Origin of the sequence: Geodermatophilus nigrescens (assembly GCF_900129495.1) — a bacterium.
Taxonomy (GTDB): domain Bacteria; phylum Actinomycetota; class Actinomycetes; order Mycobacteriales; family Geodermatophilaceae; genus Geodermatophilus; species Geodermatophilus nigrescens.
The window spans coordinates 487,415-506,133 of sequence record NZ_FQVX01000001.1 but is presented as its reverse complement, the minus strand read 5'-3'; the positions used below and the strand labels follow the sequence as shown (position 1 = coordinate 506,133).

Annotated in this window: 15 protein-coding genes; 9 read left to right on the top strand and 6 right to left on the bottom strand. The window is 76.6% G+C overall.

All coding sequences use genetic code 11. The features are described 5' to 3' along the window. Positions 1–25: 25 nt before the first annotated feature. Together BUE37_RS02430 and BUE37_RS24700 are read right to left on the bottom strand one after the other, a co-directional pair. Positions 26–1,060 (bottom strand): NAD(P)H-dependent flavin oxidoreductase, encoded by a 1,035-nt coding sequence (locus BUE37_RS02430; protein WP_073418442.1) that lies wholly within the window; start codon positions 1,058–1,060, stop codon positions 26–28. A 64-nt stretch (positions 1,061–1,124) separates the two neighbouring features. Continuing rightward, the gene (locus tag BUE37_RS24700; RefSeq protein WP_281248040.1) at positions 1,125–3,212 is read right to left on the bottom strand and encodes an HNH endonuclease signature motif containing protein; all 2,088 of its coding nucleotides are present in this window, start codon (positions 3,210–3,212) and stop codon (positions 1,125–1,127) included. Between the two features lie 146 nt (positions 3,213–3,358). Here BUE37_RS24700 and BUE37_RS02420 point away from each other — a divergent pair, with 146 nt between their 5' ends. The 5 genes from BUE37_RS02420 to BUE37_RS02400 all read left to right on the top strand — a co-directional run bounded on the left by BUE37_RS02420 (position 3,359) and on the right by BUE37_RS02400 (position 9,278). Then, a complete protein-coding gene (locus BUE37_RS02420) occupies positions 3,359–3,868 on the top strand; it encodes a 2Fe-2S iron-sulfur cluster-binding protein (protein ID WP_073418440.1) in 510 nt (169 codons plus the stop codon). Continuing rightward, complete coding sequence (locus BUE37_RS02415; protein WP_073418438.1) at positions 3,865–4,896, top strand: FAD binding domain-containing protein; 1,032 nt, start codon at positions 3,865–3,867, stop codon at positions 4,894–4,896. Before BUE37_RS02420 ends, BUE37_RS02415 begins: the two co-directional genes overlap by 4 nt. Continuing rightward, positions 4,893–6,983, top strand: coding sequence for a xanthine dehydrogenase family protein molybdopterin-binding subunit (locus BUE37_RS02410; RefSeq protein WP_073418437.1), 2,091 nt, complete (start codon positions 4,893–4,895; stop codon positions 6,981–6,983). Before BUE37_RS02415 ends, BUE37_RS02410 begins: the two co-directional genes overlap by 4 nt. A gap of 14 nt (positions 6,984–6,997) precedes the next feature. Beyond that, positions 6,998–7,324, top strand: a complete 327-nt coding sequence (locus tag BUE37_RS02405) for a hypothetical protein (protein ID WP_073418435.1) — start codon at positions 6,998–7,000, stop codon at positions 7,322–7,324. A 169-nt stretch (positions 7,325–7,493) separates the two neighbouring features. Beyond that, positions 7,494–9,278 (top strand): DEAD/DEAH box helicase, encoded by a 1,785-nt coding sequence (locus tag BUE37_RS02400; protein ID WP_073419486.1) that lies wholly within the window; start codon positions 7,494–7,496, stop codon positions 9,276–9,278. 18 nt (positions 9,279–9,296) lie between these two features. Here BUE37_RS02400 and BUE37_RS02395 read toward each other — a convergent pair whose 3' ends face one another. The 3 genes from BUE37_RS02395 to BUE37_RS02390 all read right to left on the bottom strand — a co-directional run bounded on the left by BUE37_RS02395 (position 9,297) and on the right by BUE37_RS02390 (position 13,874). Continuing rightward, entirely contained in the window at positions 9,297–12,227 is a 2,931-nt protein-coding gene (locus BUE37_RS02395; protein ID WP_073418433.1) for a helix-turn-helix transcriptional regulator, read from the bottom strand. Positions 12,228–12,298: 71 nt separating this feature from the next. Next, entirely contained in the window at positions 12,299–12,430 is a 132-nt protein-coding gene (locus BUE37_RS24695) for a hypothetical protein (protein ID WP_281248039.1), read from the bottom strand. A 148-nt stretch (positions 12,431–12,578) separates the two neighbouring features. After that, complete coding sequence (locus BUE37_RS02390; protein WP_073418430.1) at positions 12,579–13,874, bottom strand: MFS transporter; 1,296 nt, start codon at positions 13,872–13,874, stop codon at positions 12,579–12,581. Positions 13,875–13,958: 84 nt separating this feature from the next. On the opposite strand from BUE37_RS02390, the gene BUE37_RS02385 reads away from it, so the two are divergent. From BUE37_RS02385 to BUE37_RS02375, 3 genes are all read left to right on the top strand, one after another. Further along, positions 13,959–15,347, top strand: a complete 1,389-nt coding sequence (locus BUE37_RS02385) for a glucose-6-phosphate dehydrogenase (protein WP_073418428.1) — start codon at positions 13,959–13,961, stop codon at positions 15,345–15,347. A gap of 208 nt (positions 15,348–15,555) precedes the next feature. Further along, a complete protein-coding gene (locus BUE37_RS02380) occupies positions 15,556–16,827 on the top strand; it encodes an ArgE/DapE family deacylase (protein ID WP_073418426.1) in 1,272 nt (423 codons plus the stop codon). Then, positions 16,824–17,441 carry an HD domain-containing protein gene (locus BUE37_RS02375; protein ID WP_245794250.1) on the top strand — a complete coding sequence of 206 codons (618 nt, stop codon included), beginning with the start codon at positions 16,824–16,826 and terminating at the stop codon, positions 17,439–17,441. The genes BUE37_RS02380 and BUE37_RS02375 overlap by 4 nt, the downstream gene beginning before the upstream one ends. Here BUE37_RS02375 and BUE37_RS02370 read toward each other — a convergent pair. After that, positions 17,413–17,688: a DUF4031 domain-containing protein gene (locus BUE37_RS02370; RefSeq protein WP_073418424.1), complete on the bottom strand. Its 276-nt coding sequence runs from the start codon at positions 17,686–17,688 to the stop codon at positions 17,413–17,415. The genes BUE37_RS02375 and BUE37_RS02370 overlap by 29 nt on opposite strands. A gap of 35 nt (positions 17,689–17,723) precedes the next feature. Between BUE37_RS02370 and BUE37_RS02365 the strand changes: the two genes are divergently transcribed. Then, on the top strand, positions 17,724–18,719 hold the full coding sequence (locus tag BUE37_RS02365; RefSeq protein WP_073418422.1) for a Gfo/Idh/MocA family protein: 996 nt from the start codon (positions 17,724–17,726) through the stop codon (positions 18,717–18,719).

Below are 18,719 nucleotides of genomic sequence, written 5' to 3'. Positions count from 1 at the left end.
TCGCGACCCGGGGGCCGCGGTCGTCTCAGGTCCCGGTGTGCCGGCGGAGGACGTCGGCGGCGTCGGCGGCGATGCGGCGCACCAGGTCGCCGGCGGGCTCGGCCCGGCACAGCGCGTGGCCCTGCCCGGCCCACAGGTTGACCACCTCGGCGTCGCCGGACGCGCGGGCCGCGGCGCGCAGCGGCGTCGTCAGGTGGTGCACCTCCGGGTAGGCGGCCGGCGCCGCGGCGGAGTGCTCGGTGAGGAAGCGGTTGACCAGGCCGCGGGCGCGCCGGCCGCTGAAGGCGCGGGTGAGCGCGGTGGGCGTGGCGGTGCCGAGTGCGGCGCGGTGCATCGCGCTGGTGCCGGCCTCGGGGCTGAGCAGGAAGGCCGTGCCGAGCTGGGCGGCCTCCGCGCCGGCGACGAGGACCGCGGCGACCCCCGCGCCGTCCATCAGGCCGCCGGCGGCGACGAGCGGGAGGTCGACCGTGTCACGGACGAGCCGCAGCAGCGTCAGCAGGCCGTACTCCCCCACGCCGTCCTCGTCGGAGGGCCCGCCGCGGTGGCCGCCGGCCTCGATGCCCTGGACGACGAGCGCGTCGGCGCCGGTGTCGCGGGCGTCGGCGGCCTCCTGCGGCGTGGTGACGGTGACCAGGACGGTGGCGCCGGCGTCGTGCAGGGCGGTGACCATGTCGGGGCGGGGCAGGCCGAAGGTGAAGGACACGACCGGGACGCGCTCCTCGACCGCGACGGCGACCTTGGCCTCCCAGGCGTCGTCGTCGTGGACCGGGTCGCCGAGCTCGACGCCGGCCCGGCGGGCGTCCTCCCGCAGCGCGTCGGCGTAGCGGAGGACCGCCTCCGGGTCGCCGAGCGGGCCGGGGACGAAGACGTTGAGCCCGAACCGACGGCTCGTGAGGGCCCGGGTGGCGCGGACGTCGTCGCGCACCGCGTCCGGCGTCTTGTACCCGGCGGCGAGGGAGCCGAGCCCGCCGGCCTCGCTGACCGCGGCGGCCAGCGCCGGCGTGGACGGCCCGCCGGCCATCGGCGCCTGGACGATCGGGCGGTCGAGCTCCAGCACCACGGCGTCCTCCCCTGAGCGCTCCTCCCGGCACCCTCTCACCGCGGCACGGGACGCCTCCGGGCGGTCAGTAGGGCGGCGGCTCGGTCGTCGCGGTGAGGCCGCTGGGTGTGGTGACGGTGAGGGTGCCGTCGGGCTGCCGGTCGTGGCGCCAGCCGGGGGCCTGGTGCTTGCCGCGGTGGTGGCCGGTGCAGAAGCCGGTGAGGTTCGCGGCGCTGGTGGGTCCGGCCGGCCACGGCGTGCCGTGGTCGAGCTCCCCCTTCGTCGGCACGGGGCGGCGGCAGCCGGGGAAGCGGCAGCGGCGGTCGCGGGCGCGGACGTGCCGGTCGAGGGCGGCGCCGGGCCGGTAGCCGCCGGTCCCGCTCGGAGCGGCGAGGCCGGTGCCGGCGCGAGCGGCGCGGCGGAGGCCGGGCAGGTCGGTGAGGGCCAGCAGGGCGCCGGTGAGGGCGTGGGTGACGGCGATCCGGGGCCGGTCGGCGAGGCCGCCACCGGCGGTGCGGTCGAGCAGGTCGGCGAGGTCCGCTCGGGCATCACCGGTCGCTGTAGCCAGGGCACCGAGGGCGTCCGCCGCGGCGGTGACCCGCCCGGCGGGACTGGCGGCCCATGCGGTCTCGTCGGCGCTGTCGGCGCGCTCGGCGGTCGCCACCAGGCGGCGGGCACGACCGACCGCCTGCTCGGCTTCGAGCAGCGCGGCGCCCGCGTCGTCGACCGCGCGATCAGCGCGCGACCACCACCCGTCGGGCACGGGTTGCTGTGCCGGCGGGCTGCCGGTCGGTCGGGAGTCGGGTGCGGGCCCGCTGCGCCGGCGCGGTGGCGGCTGCCCGGCCACGCGGGCGTCCTCCGCGGCGGCCCACCGGATGAGCACCTCTTCGGGGATCGGATCGTCCCGTCCGGCGAGGAGGTGGTCGGCGGTGCGGGCGTCCTCTTCGGCGGCCCACCGTTCGAGGACCTCTGCCGGGACGGGGTCGTCCCAGCCACCAGGGAGGGTCTCGGCGGTCGGGTCTGCGGGGACATCCGGCGTCGTGTCCTCGGCCGCGGGGTCCTCGGCCGCGAGGGCCTCGACCGCCGGGTCCTCGACCGCCGGGTCCTCGACCGCCGGGTCCTCGACCGCCGGGTCCTCGACCGCCGGGTCCTCGACAGCCGGGGCCTCGACCGCCGGGGCCTCGACCGCGGTGTCGGCGGTCGCGGTGCCCTCGGCGAGCGCCGCGTCGCCCTCGGCGGTCACGTCCTCGGCGGTCATGCGCGCGCCGGTCAGGGCGGTGAGCAGGGCCCGGACCACCTCGGCCGGGACGACCTGCCCGTCGATCTCGCACGGCTGGTCCCCACCCAGCAGCGCCCCGACCGGAGCGACCACGGTGAGCACCACCTGCACCGGCGACAGACCGTTCGCCCCGGGCCGCAGCACCAGGTCGAGCAGGGCATCGGCCATCTTCTGGCCCCGCGTGCGGCCGTCGTCGGGCAGCGCGTCGGCGTAGGCGCCCAGCGCCGCCATGAGCGCCGCTGCCTCGGGCGTCGTCAGGAGAGCGGAGACGACCGCCATGCCGTCACAGCTGTCGGGCCGGCACGAGAGCCCGCGCTGCTTGATGGCCCGCGCGAGGTCCTCGGCGGCCGATCGGGCCTTGCGCTTGAGCACCTCCCGGCGGGCCTTGTCGCGCAGCTGCGCCGGCGTGCACACGGTCTGCCGCCGGGTGGCCCAGGCCAGCAGGTCCCGCTCCAACTTCGCGCGGACCGTGTCGTCTGCGACCGGCGCCACGTGGCCGAGCAGCGCGGTGACGTGCCCGGCGTGGACGGCACCGGCCTCGAGCGCGTCGAGGGTGGCCGGGAGCCGATGCACGAGCGTCAGGGAGGTGGTCAAGAGGGACTCGGCGGCGTGAGAGGTGAGCGACAGCGCGATCGACAGCTCCTGGGTGGCCCACTCGCTCACCGACCGCAGCAGCTCCGGCCGCGCCGCCCACCGGTCGGCCGCCATCGCCCCGCGCGTGCCCTGCGGCCGGTCGACCGAGGACGGCCGCGAGAGCGCGAACGCCGCCACCGCCCGGTACCGCAGCGCCGACTGCCGCGACAGCTCCCGGTCCGCGGCCTGCACCAGCCCCAGCGGACCCCGCGCCCAGCCGACCGACGGCGCGGACGCCACGCCGGTCAGCACGTCGTCCACACCCAGGAAGCTACGGGGCACCTCTGACAGGAATCCGCAGGTCAGGGGCAGTGCCGTGTCACCCGATCGGGTGACACGGCGAAACGAGACGCCGACGTCCGGATTCCCCGGTTACCGCGCGACGGCCAGCGGGCACCGACGAGCCCATGGACGCCGACATCAGGCTCACGGTGGACGGCGAGCTGCACGAGCTCACCGTCGACACCCGCACCACCCTGCTCGACCTCCTCCGCGAGCGGCTGGGCAACACCAGCCCGAAGAAGGGCTGCGACCACGGCCAGTGCGGCGCCTGCACGGTGATCCTCGACGGCGAGCGCGCCCTGCTCTGCCTCGCCCTCGCCGTCGCCCACGACGGCGCGGAGATCACGACGGCGAACGGCCTCGCACCCGAGGGCGAGCTCCACCCGGTGCAGCAGGCCTTCCTCGACCACGACGCCTTCCAGTGCGGCTACTGCACGCCCGGGCAGGTCTGCTCGGCCGTCGGCCTCCTCAGCGAGGTCGACCGCGGCTGGCCGAGCCACGCCACCGCCGACCTCACGAGCGACCCCGAGCTCAGCGACGCCGAGGTCAGCGAGCGGATGAGCGGCAACCTCTGCCGCTGCGCCGCCTACGCCACCATCACCCCGGCGGTGCAGCAGGCCGGCGGTGCCCGGTGAAGCCGTTCGCCTTCGCCCGCCCCGGCTCCGTCGCCGAGGCCGTCCGGGAGGTCAGCGCCGAACCCAACGCCGTCTTCCTCGGCGGCGGCACCAACCTCGTCGACCACCTCAAGCTCGGCGTCGCCCGGCCCGACCTGGTGGTCGACGTCCGCACCCTCACCTCGCGGGAGACCACCGACACCGCCGACGGCGGCCTGCTGGTGGGCGCCGCCGTCAGCAACAGCGAGCTCGCCGCCGACCGCCGGGTCCGCGAGCACTACCCGGTGCTCGCCCAGGCCCTGCTCGCCGGCGCGAACGGCCAGCTGCGCAACCTCGCGACCGTCGGCGGCAACCCGCTGCAGCGCACCCGCTGCGTCTACTTCCAGGACGTCACCACCGCCTGCAACAAGCGCGAGCCCGGCAGCGGCTGTGCGGCGGTCGGCGGATACACCCGCTACCACGCCGTGCTGGGCGTCCCGGCCGCGCTGCCCGACGCCACCGCGGCGGATACGTGCATCGCCACGCACCCCTCCGACATGGCGGTGGCGCTGGCCGCCCTCGACGCCGTCGTCCACGTCCTCGGCCCGCAGGGCGCGCGCACGCTGCCCTTCCGCGAGCTGCACCGGCTCCCCGGCGACGACCCGAGCCGCGACACCGTCCTCGGGCACGGCGACCTCGTCACCGCCATCGAGCTCCCGCCGCTGCCGATGGCCGCCCGCTCCACCTACCGCAAGGTCCGCGACCGCGCGTCCTACGCCTTCGCGCTCGTGTCGGTCGCCGCCGCGCTCGACGTCGACGGCGACACCGTGCGCGACGTGCGCCTGGCCCTCGGCGGCGTCGCGCACGTGCCCTGGCGCGCGACCCGCGCCGAGGAGGTGCTGCGCGGCGGCCCCGCCACCGAGCACGCCTTCCGCGCCGCCGCCGAGGCCGAGCTCGCCGCCGCCCAGCCGCAGCCCGGCGTCGACGGCGGCAACGGCTTCAAGATCCCGCTGCTCACCCGCACCATCACCGCCACCCTGCGCGACCTGACCGAGGGAGCGACCTCGTGACCGACCTCCTCGAGCCCCGCGCGATGGGCCGCGACCTGGTCCGCCGCGACGGCGTCCAGAAGGTCCGCGGCACCGCCACGTACGCCTACGAGACGCCGGTCGAGTCGCCAGCGTTCTGCCACCCCGTCCAGGCCACCGTCGCCCGCGGGCGCATCACCGGCATCGACACGGAGGCCGCCGAGGCGCTCGACGGGGTCCTCGCCGTGCTCACCTCCGAGAACGCCGAGCGGCTGGCCTCCACCGACGACGCCGAGCTGGCCGTGCTGCAGTCCCCCGACGTCGCCTTCCGCGGCCAGGTGGTGGGCGTCGTCGTCGCCGAGACCTCCGAGCTCGCCCGGCAGGGCGCCGACCTCGTCGTCGTCACCTACGCCGAGCAGGAGCACGACAGCGCGCTCACGGTCGACCACCCCGGCCTCTACGCCCCGGAGAAGGTCAACCCGTCCTACGACACCGACGTCGTCCAGGGCGACGTCGACGCCGAGCTCGCCGCCAGCGCCGTCGTCGTCAGTCACACCTACGCGACGGCGATGGTGCACAACAACCCGCTCGAGCCGCACGCCTCCACGGCACTGTGGGACGGCTCCTCGCTCACGCTGTGGGACTCCACCCAGGGCGTGCACCCCGACCGCAAGGCCGTGTGCACGGTCTTCGGGCTGGAGGAGGAGCAGGTCCGGGTCGTCTGCCCCTACGTCGGTGGCGGGTTCGGCTCCAAGGGCACCCCACACGCCAACGTCGTCCTGGTGACCATGGCCGCCCGCGCACTGCCCGGCCGGCCGGTGAAGCTCGCCCTGACCCGCCAGCAGATGTTCAGCCTCGCCGGCTACCGGACGCCGACCATCCAGAGGATGCAGCTCGGCGCCGACCGCGACGGCCGCATCCGGGCCCTCACCCTCGACGTCGTCGAGCAGACCTCCCGGATCAAGGAGTTCGCCGAACAGACCGGCGTCCCCGCCCGGATGATGTACACCGCGAACGCCCGGCGGACGACGCACCGGCTGGCCGCCCTCGACGTCCCGGTGCCCTCCTGGTTCCGCGCGCCCGGCGAGTGCCCCGGCATGTTCGGCCCCGAGGTCGCGATGGACGAGCTGGCGCACGAGCTCGGCATCGACCCGATCGAGCTGCGCGTCCGCAACGACCCCGAGCGCGACCCCGAGACCGGCCAGCCGTGGTCGAGCCGGCACCTGGTGGAGTGCCTGCGCGAGGGCGCCGAGCGCTTCGGCTGGGCCGGGCGCGACCCGCGGCCGGGCGTGCGCCGCGAGGGCCGCTGGCTGGTCGGCACCGGCGTCGCGTCGTCGGTCTACCCGACCATGCGCCAGGCGCAGTCGACCGCCGATGTGCGCTTCGAGGACGGCCGCTACGTCGTCGAGATCGGCGCCGCCGACCTCGGCACCGGCGCCTGGACGGTGCTGCCGCAGATCGCCGCGGACGCGCTCGGGGTCGACGTCGACGACGTCGAGGTGCGCATCGGCGACACCCGCTACCCGATCGCCTCGGTCGCCGGCGGCTCGTCGGGCACCAACACGTGGGGCTCGGCGATCGCGGTTGCGGCGCGCGAGTTCCGCGGCAAGTTCGGCACCGACCCGCGCGACGGCGACGAGGCGTCGGGCCAGGTGGACCAGGCCGACACCGACGACGAGCACGCCACCTACGCGTTCGGCGCCCAGTTCGTCGAGGCGCGGGTCGACGTCGACACCGGCGAGGTCCGGGTGCCGCGGCTGCTCGGCGTCTTCGCCTGCGGGCGCATCCTCAACCCGCGCACCGCGCGCTCCCAGTTCATCGGCGGCATGACCATGGGCCTGTCCATGGCGCTGCACGAGAACAGCGTCTGGGACCCGCGGATCGGGCAGGTGGCCAACCACGACCTCGCCGAGTACCACGTGACGGTCAACGCCGACGTCGGCGACGTGCAGGCGCACTGGCTCGACGAGGAGGACCCCTACGTCAACGTCATGGGCGCCAAGGGCATCGGCGAGATCGGCATCGTCGGGACGGCGGCCGCGGTGTCCAACGCGGTGTGGCACGCCACCGGGGTCCGGGTGCGCGAACTGCCGGTCACCCTCGACCGGCTGCTGACGGCGCTCCCCTGAGCCATCATCGACCGGTGGCCGCCAGGGACCTGCAGGACCTCGTCCGCCGCCGGCTGTGGGAGCTGGGCGAGACCGTGTACGAGACCTCCCGCCGCGCCCGCGGCGCGGTGGGGCCGGAGGTGCTCGAGCGGCTGGCGCACAGCCGCGGCTGGGCGCTGATCAGCCCGTGGATGGCGACGCAGCTCGCGCGCGCCCTCGACGTCCCGGAGAACCGGGTGCGCCGGGCCGCCGGCCTGCCCGAGGTGGCCGACCCGCGCACCGACGTGCCCACCGGGCCGCACCTGCGCCTGCTGCACGGCGGGGCGTCCCGCGCCGGGACGGGTGAGGCGTCCGAGGCGTGACGGACCGGTCCGGCGGCCGTGTGAGGAGCGCCACGCCGCCGCCGTCCCGCTGAGGGAAACCGCAGGTCAGCGGCGTGCGGACCGGCGCGTATACGACGCCCCCGCGGAGGCGCGCGGGAGGTGACCGGTCGGGCGTGTCTCGCGGACGCCAGGCAGGATGGGCCCCGAGATGGCGAGCGCAGCACGGGCCGGGGCGGTCGCCCCGCAGACGACCAGCCGACCGCTCCGGGTGTGGCAGCAGGCCGCCCTCGAGCGCTACGAGGACTCGTCCCCCAAGGACTTCCTCGTCACCGCGACCCCGGGCGCGGGCAAGACGACCTTCGCCCTGACGCTGGCCGCGCGGCTGCTGCAGCGGCGCGAGGTCGCCCGCGTGATCGTCGTCTGCCCGACCGACCACCTGCGGCTGCAGTGGGCCGACGCCGCCGACCGGCTCGGCATCGTGCTCGACCCCGGCCTGACCAACGCCGTCGGCCCGGTGCGCGCCGGCACCCAGGGCTACGTGACGACGTACGCGCAGGTGGCGGGCAAGCCGATGCTGCACGCGGCGCGCGCCACCGCCGTCAAGACGCTGGTGATCCTCGACGAGGTCCACCACGCCGGTGACGGCCTGTCCTGGGGCGAGGCGATCGAGGAGGCCTACGGCTTCGCCGCCCGCCGGCTGTGCCTGACCGGGACGCCGTTCCGCACCAAGCCCGACGAGCGCATCCCCTTCGTGCGCTACGAGGAGGACGGCTTCGAGGGCGACTCGGCCGACGGCGCCGGGCTGGTCAGCCGTGCGGACTACACCTACGGCTACAAGGAGGCGCTGGCCGACAACGTCGTCCGCCCGGTCGTCTTCGCCGCCTACACCGGCACCGCGCGCTGGCGGAACTCCGCCGGCGAGGTCGTCGCCGCGTCGCTGTCGGAGGCCGGCACCCGCTCCGTGGAGATGGCCGCCTGGCGCACCGCGCTGGACCCCAAGGGCCAGTGGGTGCCGCACGTCATCGCCGCCATGGACGACCGGATCACGCACCTGCGCGAGGAGGGCGGCATGCCCGACGCCGCCGGGCTGATCCTCGCCAGCGACCAGGACGACGCCCGCGCCTACGCCAAGATCGTCCGCCGGGTGACCGGCAAGGCGCCCGAGCTGATCCTCTCCGACGACCCCAAGGCGTCGAAGAAGATCGAGCGGTTCGCCACCGGCTCGGCGCGGATCGCCGTCTGCGTCCGGATGATCTCCGAGGGCGTCGACGTCCCGCGCGCCGCCGTCCTCGCGTGGATGACCTCCTACCGGACGCCGCTGTTCTTCGCCCAGGCCGTCGGCCGCGTCGTCCGGTCGCGGGCGTCGCACGAGACCGCCACCGTGTTCCTCCCCGCCGTCCGGCCGCTGCTCGGCCTGGCCGCGTCGATGGAGAAGGAACGCAACCACGTCATGCCGCCGCCGAAGGCGCAGGACCCGGAGGCGCTCGACCTCGACCCGCTGCCGCCCAAGGAGCGCGAGGCGGTCGGGCTCAAGCAGTGGGAGGCGCTGGAGGCCGACGCCCGCTTCGCGCACGTGCTGCACGGCGGCACGGCGCACACCGGCTCCGACGGCGGTGTCGCCGTGGCGCCCGAGGACGAGGACTTCCTCGGCATCCCCGGCCTGCTCACCGCCGAGCAGACGGCGTCGCTGCTGGCCCGCCGCGACGACGAGCTGCGGCTGCGGATCGCCCAGCGGGTACACGACGACGACACCGGCGAGCTGCCGCTCGTCGAGGACCACCCCGACGAGGACGACGCCGGCCGCTCCTGGCGCGACGCCGCCGAGCTGCGGCGGGAGGTCAACCGGCTGGTCGCCCGCGTGGCGGCGAAGACGTCGCGGCCGCACGGCGTCGTGCACACCGAGCTGCGCAAGTCCGTGCCCGGGCCGCCGTCGGCCTCGGCGTCGGTCGAGGTGCTGCGTGCCCGCCGGGAGCGCCTCCGCACCATGTTGTGAGAGGTGCAGGCGCACCTCTCAACCCGTGGGCAGCAGACCCCGCGACGCCGCGACGGCGACCGCCTCCGTGCGGGAGCTCGCGCCGAGCTTGGCCAGGATGTTGCTCACGTGCACGCTGGCGGTCTTCTCGCTGATGTAGAGCTCGCGGCCGATCTGCCGGTTGGTGCGGCCCCGGGCGAGCAGCGCCAGCACCTCGGTCTCGCGCGGGGTGAACACCGCCGCCGCGTCGACCACCCGGCCGGCGCCGGGCAGCTCGAGCCGGGCGCGGCGGGCCAGCGCGGTCACCGCGTCGAGCAGCGGCGCCGCGCCCAGCGAGCGGGCGGTCGCGGCCGCCGCGGTCAGCGGCGCGAGCGCGGCCTCGCGGTCCCCCGCGGCCACCAGCGCCTCGGCCAGCCGCCACCGGCAGCGGGCCTCCTCGTAGACGTGCCCGTAGCCGAACGCCTCGACGGCGGCCGCCCACAGCGCGGGCTCGGCCCGGCCGGCCAGCCGCGCGGCCTCCGCCTCCATCCGGGCGAGCCACGCCGCCGCCTCGACGCCGTGCGGCCCGACGGACCGCGTGTGGTCCTCGACCGCCTCCCGCCCCAGCGCGAGCAGCGCCTCTCCCGCCGCCGTCCACTCCGCCGCCGCGGCGGCGTCCCCGGCGAGGCGGGCCGCGGCGACGGCGTCGCCCACCGGGGCCAGCGCCGTGGTGACCAGCCGGAGGACGGCGAGCCGCTCGGGCCCCCACAGCCGCCGGAGCGCGGCGTCGGCGTCGGTGGCGGCGCGCACCGCGGTGGCCGGGTCGCCGGTCCAGGCGGCGTGGTCGATCTCCGCGCCCGCCGTGGCCAGGAGCAGCAGCACGTGCGCGTCGAGCCGGCCGACGAGCCCGCGCGCCCAGGCGATCCGCTCGGCGGCCACCGGGTCGCCGCGGCCGACCTGCACGAGCAGCCCCGCCGCCCGCACGTGCGCGGCCATCTCCGGCATCCGGGCCAGCCGGTCGGCCAGCGCCAGGCTGCCGTCCCAGTCGCCGCGGACGTAGCGCGACACCACGCCCAGGTGGCGCAGCTCCGCCGCGTAGAACGACCACTCGACGCCGAGCTCCCGGGCCCGGGCCAGCCCGACGTCGCTCCAGCGCAGCGTCTCCTCCGACGCCCCGGCCTCGTAGGCGACGATCGCCAGGTTGAACAGCACCCGCATCTCGACGTCGGGGTCGCCGGAGCGCCGGGCCCGCACGAGGGCCTCCTCCAGCCGCGCCGGCAGCTCCTCGCCGCCGTGCGAGCGGGCCAGCGACACCGCGACGTCGGCCCAGGCGCTGTCCAGGCCCAGTGTGTCGGCCGAGGCCAGCGCCTCCTCGGCGGCGGCGTCGCCCTCCGCGCGGCGGCCCACCTCGTAGCAGGCCCGGGCGTGCGTGGCCGCGGCCCAGGTGCGCGCCAGCGACGGCGGGTCGGCCGGGACCAGCGCCATCGCGGCCGAGGTCTCGCTCACCGCGGCGGCCTGGTCCTCGATGCGGGCCAGCGCCTGTGCCAGCGTGTAGTGCACCTTCGCCCGCATGACCGGGTCGCCGTCGGGCCCGAGCACGTCCTGGGCCGCGCGCAGCAGCGCCACCGCCCGGTGCAGCTCGCCGCTGCGGCGGGCGGCGGCCGAGGTCTGCTTGAGCAGCTCGACCTGGCTGCGCCCCGCGCGGGCGGCGGCGTCGGGGACGGCCGGCCACAGCGCGAGCGCGGCCTCCAGGTGCTGCAGCCGCTCGGCGGGGGCACCGGCACGCCCGGCCTCGTCCGCGGCCTCCAGCGACGCCATGAGCGCGCCGGGCAGGTCGTTGCTCTCCTGCAGGTGGTGGGCCCGCTCGGCAGCCGTGCCCGCGCCCGGGACGGCGGCCAGGTGGGCGGCCACGGCGGCGTGCAGCCGCACCCGCTCGCCGGGCAGCAGGTCGGCCAGCACGGCCTCGCGGAGCAGCGCGTGCCGGAAGCGGTAGGCGCCGTCGGGGTCGACGACGAGCAGGTGCGAGTGCACGGCCTCGGCCAGCGCGCGCTCGAGGTCGCCGTCGGACAGCCCGCCGACGGCGGACAGCAGCTCGTGCCGCACCCGCCGCCCGGCCACCGCGACGCCCCGCAGCACCTGCTGGGCGGCCGGCGACAGCTGCTCCACCCGGGCGAGCAGGACGTCGGTGAGCGCCCACGGCAGCGTCTCCCCCGCGAGGCCCGCGGCCAGCAGCTCCTCGGCGTAGAAGGCGTTGCCCTCGGCGCGCGCCACGACGTCGTCGACCGTGCGGTCGTCCACCCCGGCGGCCAGGCCGCGCACCAGCTCCTCGACGGCGGGGTCGGGCAGCGGGCCGAGGTCGAGCCGCTCGACGCCGGGCAGCCGCACCAGCTCGGCCAGCAGCGGGCGCAGCGGGTGCCGCCGGTGCAGGTCGTCGGAGCGGTAGGAGGCGACGACGGCGACCGGCTCGTCGGCCAGCCGGGCGAGCAGGTAGCGCAGCAGGTCGCGGCTCGAGCGGTCGGCCCAGTGCAGGTCCTCCAGCAGCACGAGCACCGGCGCCTGCGCGGCGAGCGAGGCCAGCGCGCCGGCGACCGCCTCGAACAGCTGCAGCCGGCCGTCGTCGACCGGCGGGCGCAGCGCGCGCACCGCGGCGTCGAGGTCGGCGCCGTCGGACTCGGCCGCCCGCGCCCGGGCGGCGAACAGCCCGGCCGCGCCCTCGCCGAGCTCGGCGGCCACGGGGCGCAGCAGGTCCACGAAGGGCAGGTAGGGCAGGCCCACCTCGCCGAGGTCGACGCAGTGCCCGGTCAGCACCCGCAGGCCCCGGCCGGCGGCCCGGGCGGCCAGCTCGTCGAGCAGCCGCGACTTGCCGACGCCGGCGTCGCCGGCCACCAGCACCGCCGAGCCGCGCCCGGCCGCCGCGCGGTCGACGGCGGACTCCAGCGCGGCGATCTCCCGCGCGCGGCCCACCAGGGGTCGGTCCTCCCACCGCGGCACGTCGCCGATCGTGGCACGCGCCGCGGACAGGACGGGCCGGCCCCGGTCGCGGGCCGCCCGCGCGGGGGACGTCAGGCCGCCCGCCGGGTGCGCCGCAGCCGCCAGGGGCCGCGCCGGGTGCGGGTGTTGCGTCCGATCGCCTGCAGGACCTCGCGCCGGTAGGCCAGCTCCGCCTCGAGCCCGGGGTTGGGGTAGATGGTCACGGCCGTCTCCTCGTGTCGTCGTCCCGTGTGGACGACGACCACGGTCGGCGTGAGGCGGCACCGCGGGCATCGGGCGACCGCGCAGTCCCCGGCGCGTGTGGCGGCCTGAGTGCGGCCTGAGGGGGTCTGAGGCCCCCTCAGACGGGCCTCAGCGGAGCTCGGTGCCCCTCGTCTCGGGGAGCGTGAGGATGCCGAGGAAGGCGACCACCGCGGCACCGGCGACGTACCAGAAGAACACCGTGGGCATGCCGCGGTCGGAGAGGAACGTGATGAGCAGCGGCGCCGTCCCGCCGAACAGCGCGACGGTCGTGTTGTACCAGGCGCCGATGCCGGTGGCCCGCAGCTCCGTGGGGAACAGCTCGCTCATGATCGCCGGCGCGAGGGAGGCCATCGCGGCGTACAGGCCCAGCCCGACGCAGAACACGACGATCAGCGAGACCAGGTCGTCGCGGACGAGGTAGGACAGCGGGACGACGAGCACCGCCGTCGCCGCCGACCAGGCGAGCAGCACCGGCTTGCGGCCGACCCGGTCCGACAGCGCGCCGTAGGGGTAGCAGAGGGCGATGAACAGGGCGGTGCCGATGGACAGCGCGATGAAGACGTCGTTGCCGTCGGCGTCGCGGAAGTTCACGGCGAAGGGGGTCAGCGCGCTGAAGAAGGTGTAGTAGCTCAGCGTCGACAGCAGCGTGAAGGCGCACAGCTGCAGCACCGACCGCGGGTGCTCCTTGATCGTGCGCAGCAGCGGGTTCGTCGTCGCCCGCGCCTTCTCCGCGTTCTCCTCGAAGCTCTCGCTCTCGCTCAGCGAGCGGCGCAGCCACAGGCCGACGAAGCCGAGCAGCCCGCCGACGGCGAAGGCGATCCGCCAGCCGTAGGACTCCAGCTGCGCCTGGTCGAGCACGCCGGTGAGCAGCACGCCGAGCAGCGAGGCGAGCAGCAGGGCCGTCCCGGTGGAGATGTAGAAGAACGCCGAGTACCGGCCCCGTCGCGCGGGCGGGGCGATCTCGGCGAGGTAGGCCGAGGCGCCCGACACCTCGCCGCCGAGGCTGAGGCCCTGCGCGATGCGCGCCAGCAGCAGCAGGATCGGCGCGAACCAGCCGACCTGCTCGTAGGTGGGCAGGAGCGCGATCACCAGCGAGCCGCCGGCCATCAGCAGGATGGTCAGGAGCATGCCGGCCTTGCGGCCGCGCAGGTCGGCGAAGCGGCCGATGAGCACCCCGCCCAGCGGCCGGAAGAAGAACGCCAGCGCGTAGGTCGACGTCGTCCCGATCAGCGCCAGCGCCTCGTTCTCCGACGGGAAGAACTGCCCGGAGAAGTACACGAGGAAGGTGGCGTACACCGTCCAGTCGAACCACTCGACGGCGTTGCCGATGCTGGCCGACACCAGCGTCCGCACCGGCAGCCTGTGCTGCTCGGCGGTGCCCTGCCTGCTCGCCGTCTGCGCCATGGGCACCGACGCTAGTGAGGGACGGCACACCCGGCAGGTCGAACCCGGCGCGCGCCGCCTCCGGGGCGGGAGAAGGCTGGGGACGTGGCCGACCTCTCCCCCACCGTCTTCGTCCTCTACGGCGCCACCGGCGACCTCGCCGCGCGCATGGTCCTGCCCGCCTTCGACCAGCTCGAGCGGCGCGGGCTGCTGCCCCCGGACTGGCGGCTGGTCGGCAGCGGCCGCGGGGAGCGGTCCGACGACGACTTCCGCGGCCTCGTCCGCGACGCCCTGTCCGAGCACGGCGACGGCGAGCCCGCCGACGGCCTGCTCGACCGGCTGCGCTTCGCCGGCGGCGGCTTCACCCCCGAGGACCCGGGGCAGCTGGTCGACGCCGTCGCCGCGGCCCGCGAGGAGCTCGGCGGCGACGCCCAGCTCGTGCACTACCTCGCCGTCCCGCCGGGCGCGTTCGAGGGCATCACCCGCGGTCTCGACGCCCACGGCCTCGCCGCCGGCGCCCGCGTCGTGTTCGAGAAGCCCTACGGCACCTCCCCCGACGCGTTCCGCGAGCTCGACGAGCTGGTGCACTCCGTCCTCGACGAGGAGCAGGTCTTCCGCATCGACCACTTCCTCGGCAAGGAGGGCACCCAGGACCTGCACGTCCTGCGCTTCGCCAACGGGCTGTTCAGCTCGGTGTGGAGCCGCGAGCACGTGGCGCAGGTGCAGATCGACGTGCCCGAGACGCTCGACGTCGCCGACCGCGCCGAGTTCTACGACGCCACCGGCGCGACGCTCGACATGCTGGTCACCCACCTGTTCCAGGTGGCCGCCGAGGTGGCCATGGAGCCGCCGGTCTCGCTGCGTCCGGCCGACCTGCAGGAGGCGCGGGAGGCGGTGCTGGCCGCGTTCCGGCCGCTGGCCCGGGAGGACGTCGTCCTCGGGCAGTTCGAGGGCTACCGCGACCTCGACGACGTCCCCGACGACAGCCGCACCGACACCTTCGTGGCCGCCCGGCTGTGGGTGGACACCGACCGCTGGCGCGACGTGCCGTTCCTGCTGCGCACCGGCAAGCGCATGGCCGAGGGCCACCAGCGGGTCACGCTGGTCATGAAGCGGCCCGACGGCCCGGCCGGCCCCACGCCCGGCGGCGGCAACACGGTGTCGCTGTCCCTGTCCGGCGCGGGCGAGCTGGACCTGGGCCTGGTGACCAAGCGGCCCGGTCCCGACCTGGAGATGGCGGTGGCCGAGGCGACGCTGGACCTGGGCAAGGTCGACGGCGGCCAGCCGCTGCCGGCCTACGCCTCGCTGATCCACGACGTGCTCGTGGGCGACCGGTCGCTGTTCACCACCGGCGCGGGGCTCGAGCAGGCCTGGCGCGCGGTGCGGCCGGTGCTGGACGCCCCGCCGGAGGTGCAGCCCTACGCGCCCGGCTCCTGGGGGCCGGAGGACGCGCAGGCGCTCGCCGACCCGTGCGGGTGGGTGCTGGGGAGTTGAGGTCCGGACCGGGCTCTGGTCGCCTCGCGGCGAGTTGCACAACACGGCTCCAGGCCCCCGGCCGAGGCCGGGGCGGTAGTCCGTGGAGGCGGTATCCAATTGGCACCCGGGGACACAGAATCGCCCGGTCCGGACGACACCGACGGTACCCCTCCCCGGGCCGCGGTACACGGGTCGGGCCGGATCCGGCGTGCCAGACTGCCGAGCCGTGGCCGACCTGACCCCGACCGAGGCCGCCGTGCTCGACGCCGTGGACGAGGCCGCCGCCGTCGACCTGCTGTGCCGGCTGGTCGCCGTCCCCTCCGTGGGCGGGACCGCGGCCGAGTCGGAGGTGCAGCACCTGGTCGCCGCCGAGCTCGACGGGCTGGGCTGCGACGTCGACCGCTGGGCCGTCGACCTCGCCGCCGCGGCGACCGCGCCGGACGCCCCCGGCCAGGAGGTCGGGCGCGAGGAGGCGTGGGGCGTCGTCGGCACCCTGCCCGGCGCCGACGACGGCGACCCCGCCCTGGTGCTGTGCGGGCACACCGACGTCGTCCCGACCGGCGACCGGGCGCTGTGGGACGGCGACCCGTTCGCCCCGCGGATCGTCGGCGGCGACGTGCTCGGGCGCGGCGCCTGCGACATGAAGGGCGGGGTCGCCGCGTCGCTCGCGGCGCTGGCCGCGATCCGGGCGGCCGGGGTGCGGCTGCGCCGGCCGGTGGCGCTGCACAGCGTCGTCGGCGAGGAGGACGGCGGCCTCGGCGCGTGGGCGACGCTGGCCCGCGGGCACCGCGGCGACGCCTGCGTCATCCCCGAGCCCACCGACGGCGCGCTGGTCACCGCCGCCGCCGGGGCGCTCACCTTCCGCCTGGAGGTGTCCGGCCTCGCCGCGCACGCCGCGATGCGCGACCGCGGGGTGAGCGCGGTGGAGCTGTTCGCCGAGGTGCACGCCGACCTCCGGGCCTTCGAGGCCGACCGGCAGCGCGACGCCGACCCGCGCTTCGCCGGCGAGCGCTACCCGTACGGGCTCTCGATCGGCACCGTGCGCGCCGGCGACTGGGCCTCCACCGTGCCCGACCGGCTGGTCGCCGAGGGCCGCTACGGCGTCCGGCTGGGCGAGTCGCCGGCCGCCGCCCGCGCGGCGTTCGAGGCGCGGGTCGCCGGCTTCTGCGCCGGGCACCCGTGGCTCGCCGCGCACCCGGTGCGGGTCACCTGGACCGGCGGCGCCTTCGCGCCCGGCGAGCTCCCGCCCGGGGACGCGCTCCTCGCCGACGTGCGCGGCGCGGTGGTCGACGCCGGGGGCCGCGAGCCCGCCGAGCGGGCCGTGAACGCCGGCACCGACCTGCGCCTGTACGCCGCCGCCGGCATCCCCGCGCTGCACCTGGGCCCGGGCGACCTGCACCTGGCGCACGGCCCGGCCGAGCGGGTGCCCGTCGCCGAGGTGACCGCGGTGGCGCGGGCGCTGGCGCTGCTCACCCTGCGCCGCTGCGGGGTCGCGTGATCGGCCGGGCGGACTTCGCCGCGCTCACCGGCGACTCCCCCGCCGCGCGCGACGAGTGGGCCGCCGTCGTGGCCGCGTGGAGCGAGCCGCACCGCCGCTACCACGACCTGCGCCACCTGGCCGCCGTCCTCGGGCTGGTCGGCGAGCTGGGCGCGGCCGCCACCGACCCGGCCGCCGTCGCGCTGGCCGCCTGGTACCACGACGTCGTGTACGACCCCCGCCGCGGCGACAACGAGCGGGCCAGCGCCGACCGCGCGCGGGCGGGCCTCGCCGGGCTGGTGCCGGAGGCGCGGCTGGCCGAGGTGGAGCGGCTGGTGCTGCTCACCGCCGGGCACGCCGCGGAGCCCGGCGACACGAACGGCGCGGTGCTCTGCGACGCCGACCTCGCCGTGCTGGCCGGGCCGCCGGAGGCCTACGCCGCCTACGCGTCCGCGGTCCGCGAGGAGTACGGCCACCTGCCCGACGACGTCTTCACCGCCGGGCGCACCGCCGTGCTCGAGTCGCTGCTGGAGCTGCCCGCGCTCTACCGGCTGCCGGCCACCCGGGAGTGGGAGCCGCGGGCGCGGGCCAATCTGGCCGCCGAGCTCACCCTGCTGCGCGGTCGCGCTTCCTGACCCGCAGGCCCGCCGCCGTCAGCCGCGCGAGCAGCTCGCGGGCGCCCACGGGCTCCGCGCCAGCGGCCACCGCGACGTCGTAGAGGTCCTCGGGGACGTCGTAGTGGTCGCCCTGGAAGGCCCGCCGCGGGATGCCGAGCTCCGCGGCGACGAACGCGTGCAGCTCCTCGTGCGAGACGTCGCTGACCAGGTGGGACCACCGGCGGCCGCGCCACGGCCAGACGGGACTGTCGATCAGCACGGACACGGGGTGCAGTCTGCCCTCCGGCTACGGTCGTCGCCGTGGGCAACGAGATCCGCTGGGGCGTCGTCGGGCCGGGGCGCATCGCGCAGAGCGTGATGGGCGACTTCGTGCACGTGGAGGGGGCACGGCCGGTGGCCGTGGCGTCCCGCTCGGCCGACCGGGCGCAGGCGTTCGCGCAGCAGCACGGGCTGGAGCGGGCCCACGGCTCGTACGCCGAGATCGTCGCCGACCCCGACGTCGACGTCCTCTACCTCGCCACCCCGCACCCGCAGCACCACGCGGTGGCGCTCGCGGCGATCGAGGCCGGCAAGGCGCTGCTGGTGGAGAAGGCGTTCACCGCGACGACGGCCGGCGCGCGGGAGGTGGTCGACGCCGCCCGGGCGAACGGGGTGTTCGTCATGGAGGCGATGTGGACCCGCTTCCAGCCGGCCGTCGTCCGGATGCGGGAGCTGATCGCCGACGGCGCCATCGGCGAGGTCCGCTCGGTGCAGGCCGACCTCGGCGTCGACCGCGCCTACGACCCCGCCGACCGGCTGTTCGCCCTCGAGCTCGGCGGCGGCGCGCTGCTCGACCTCGGCGTGTACGTCGTCTCCTTCGCCCAGATGCTGCTCGGCGCGCCCGACCGGGTCACCGCCGCCGGGTCCACGTTCCCCACCGGCGCCGACGCCGAGGCCGCGCTGCTCCTCACGTACGACGACGGCCGCAGCGCCACGCTGACCACCTCGCTGCGCTACCCGACGCCCGGGCAGGCGCGGGTGTTCGGCACCGGCGGCTGGATCGACGTCCTCCCCCGGTTCCACCACCCGGCCACGATCGTGCTGCACCGCACCGGCGCCGACCCCGAGGAGATCACCCTCCCGCCGGACGGCACGGGCTACTCGCACGAGCTGGCGGAGGTGACGCGCTGCCTGCAGGCGGGCCGCACGGAGAGCGACGTCATGCCGCTGGCCGACACCCTGGCCGTGCAGGACGTCCTCGAGCAGGCGGCGTACCAGCTCGGCGTGCACCACCGCGAGGACCCGCACGCCCTGTAG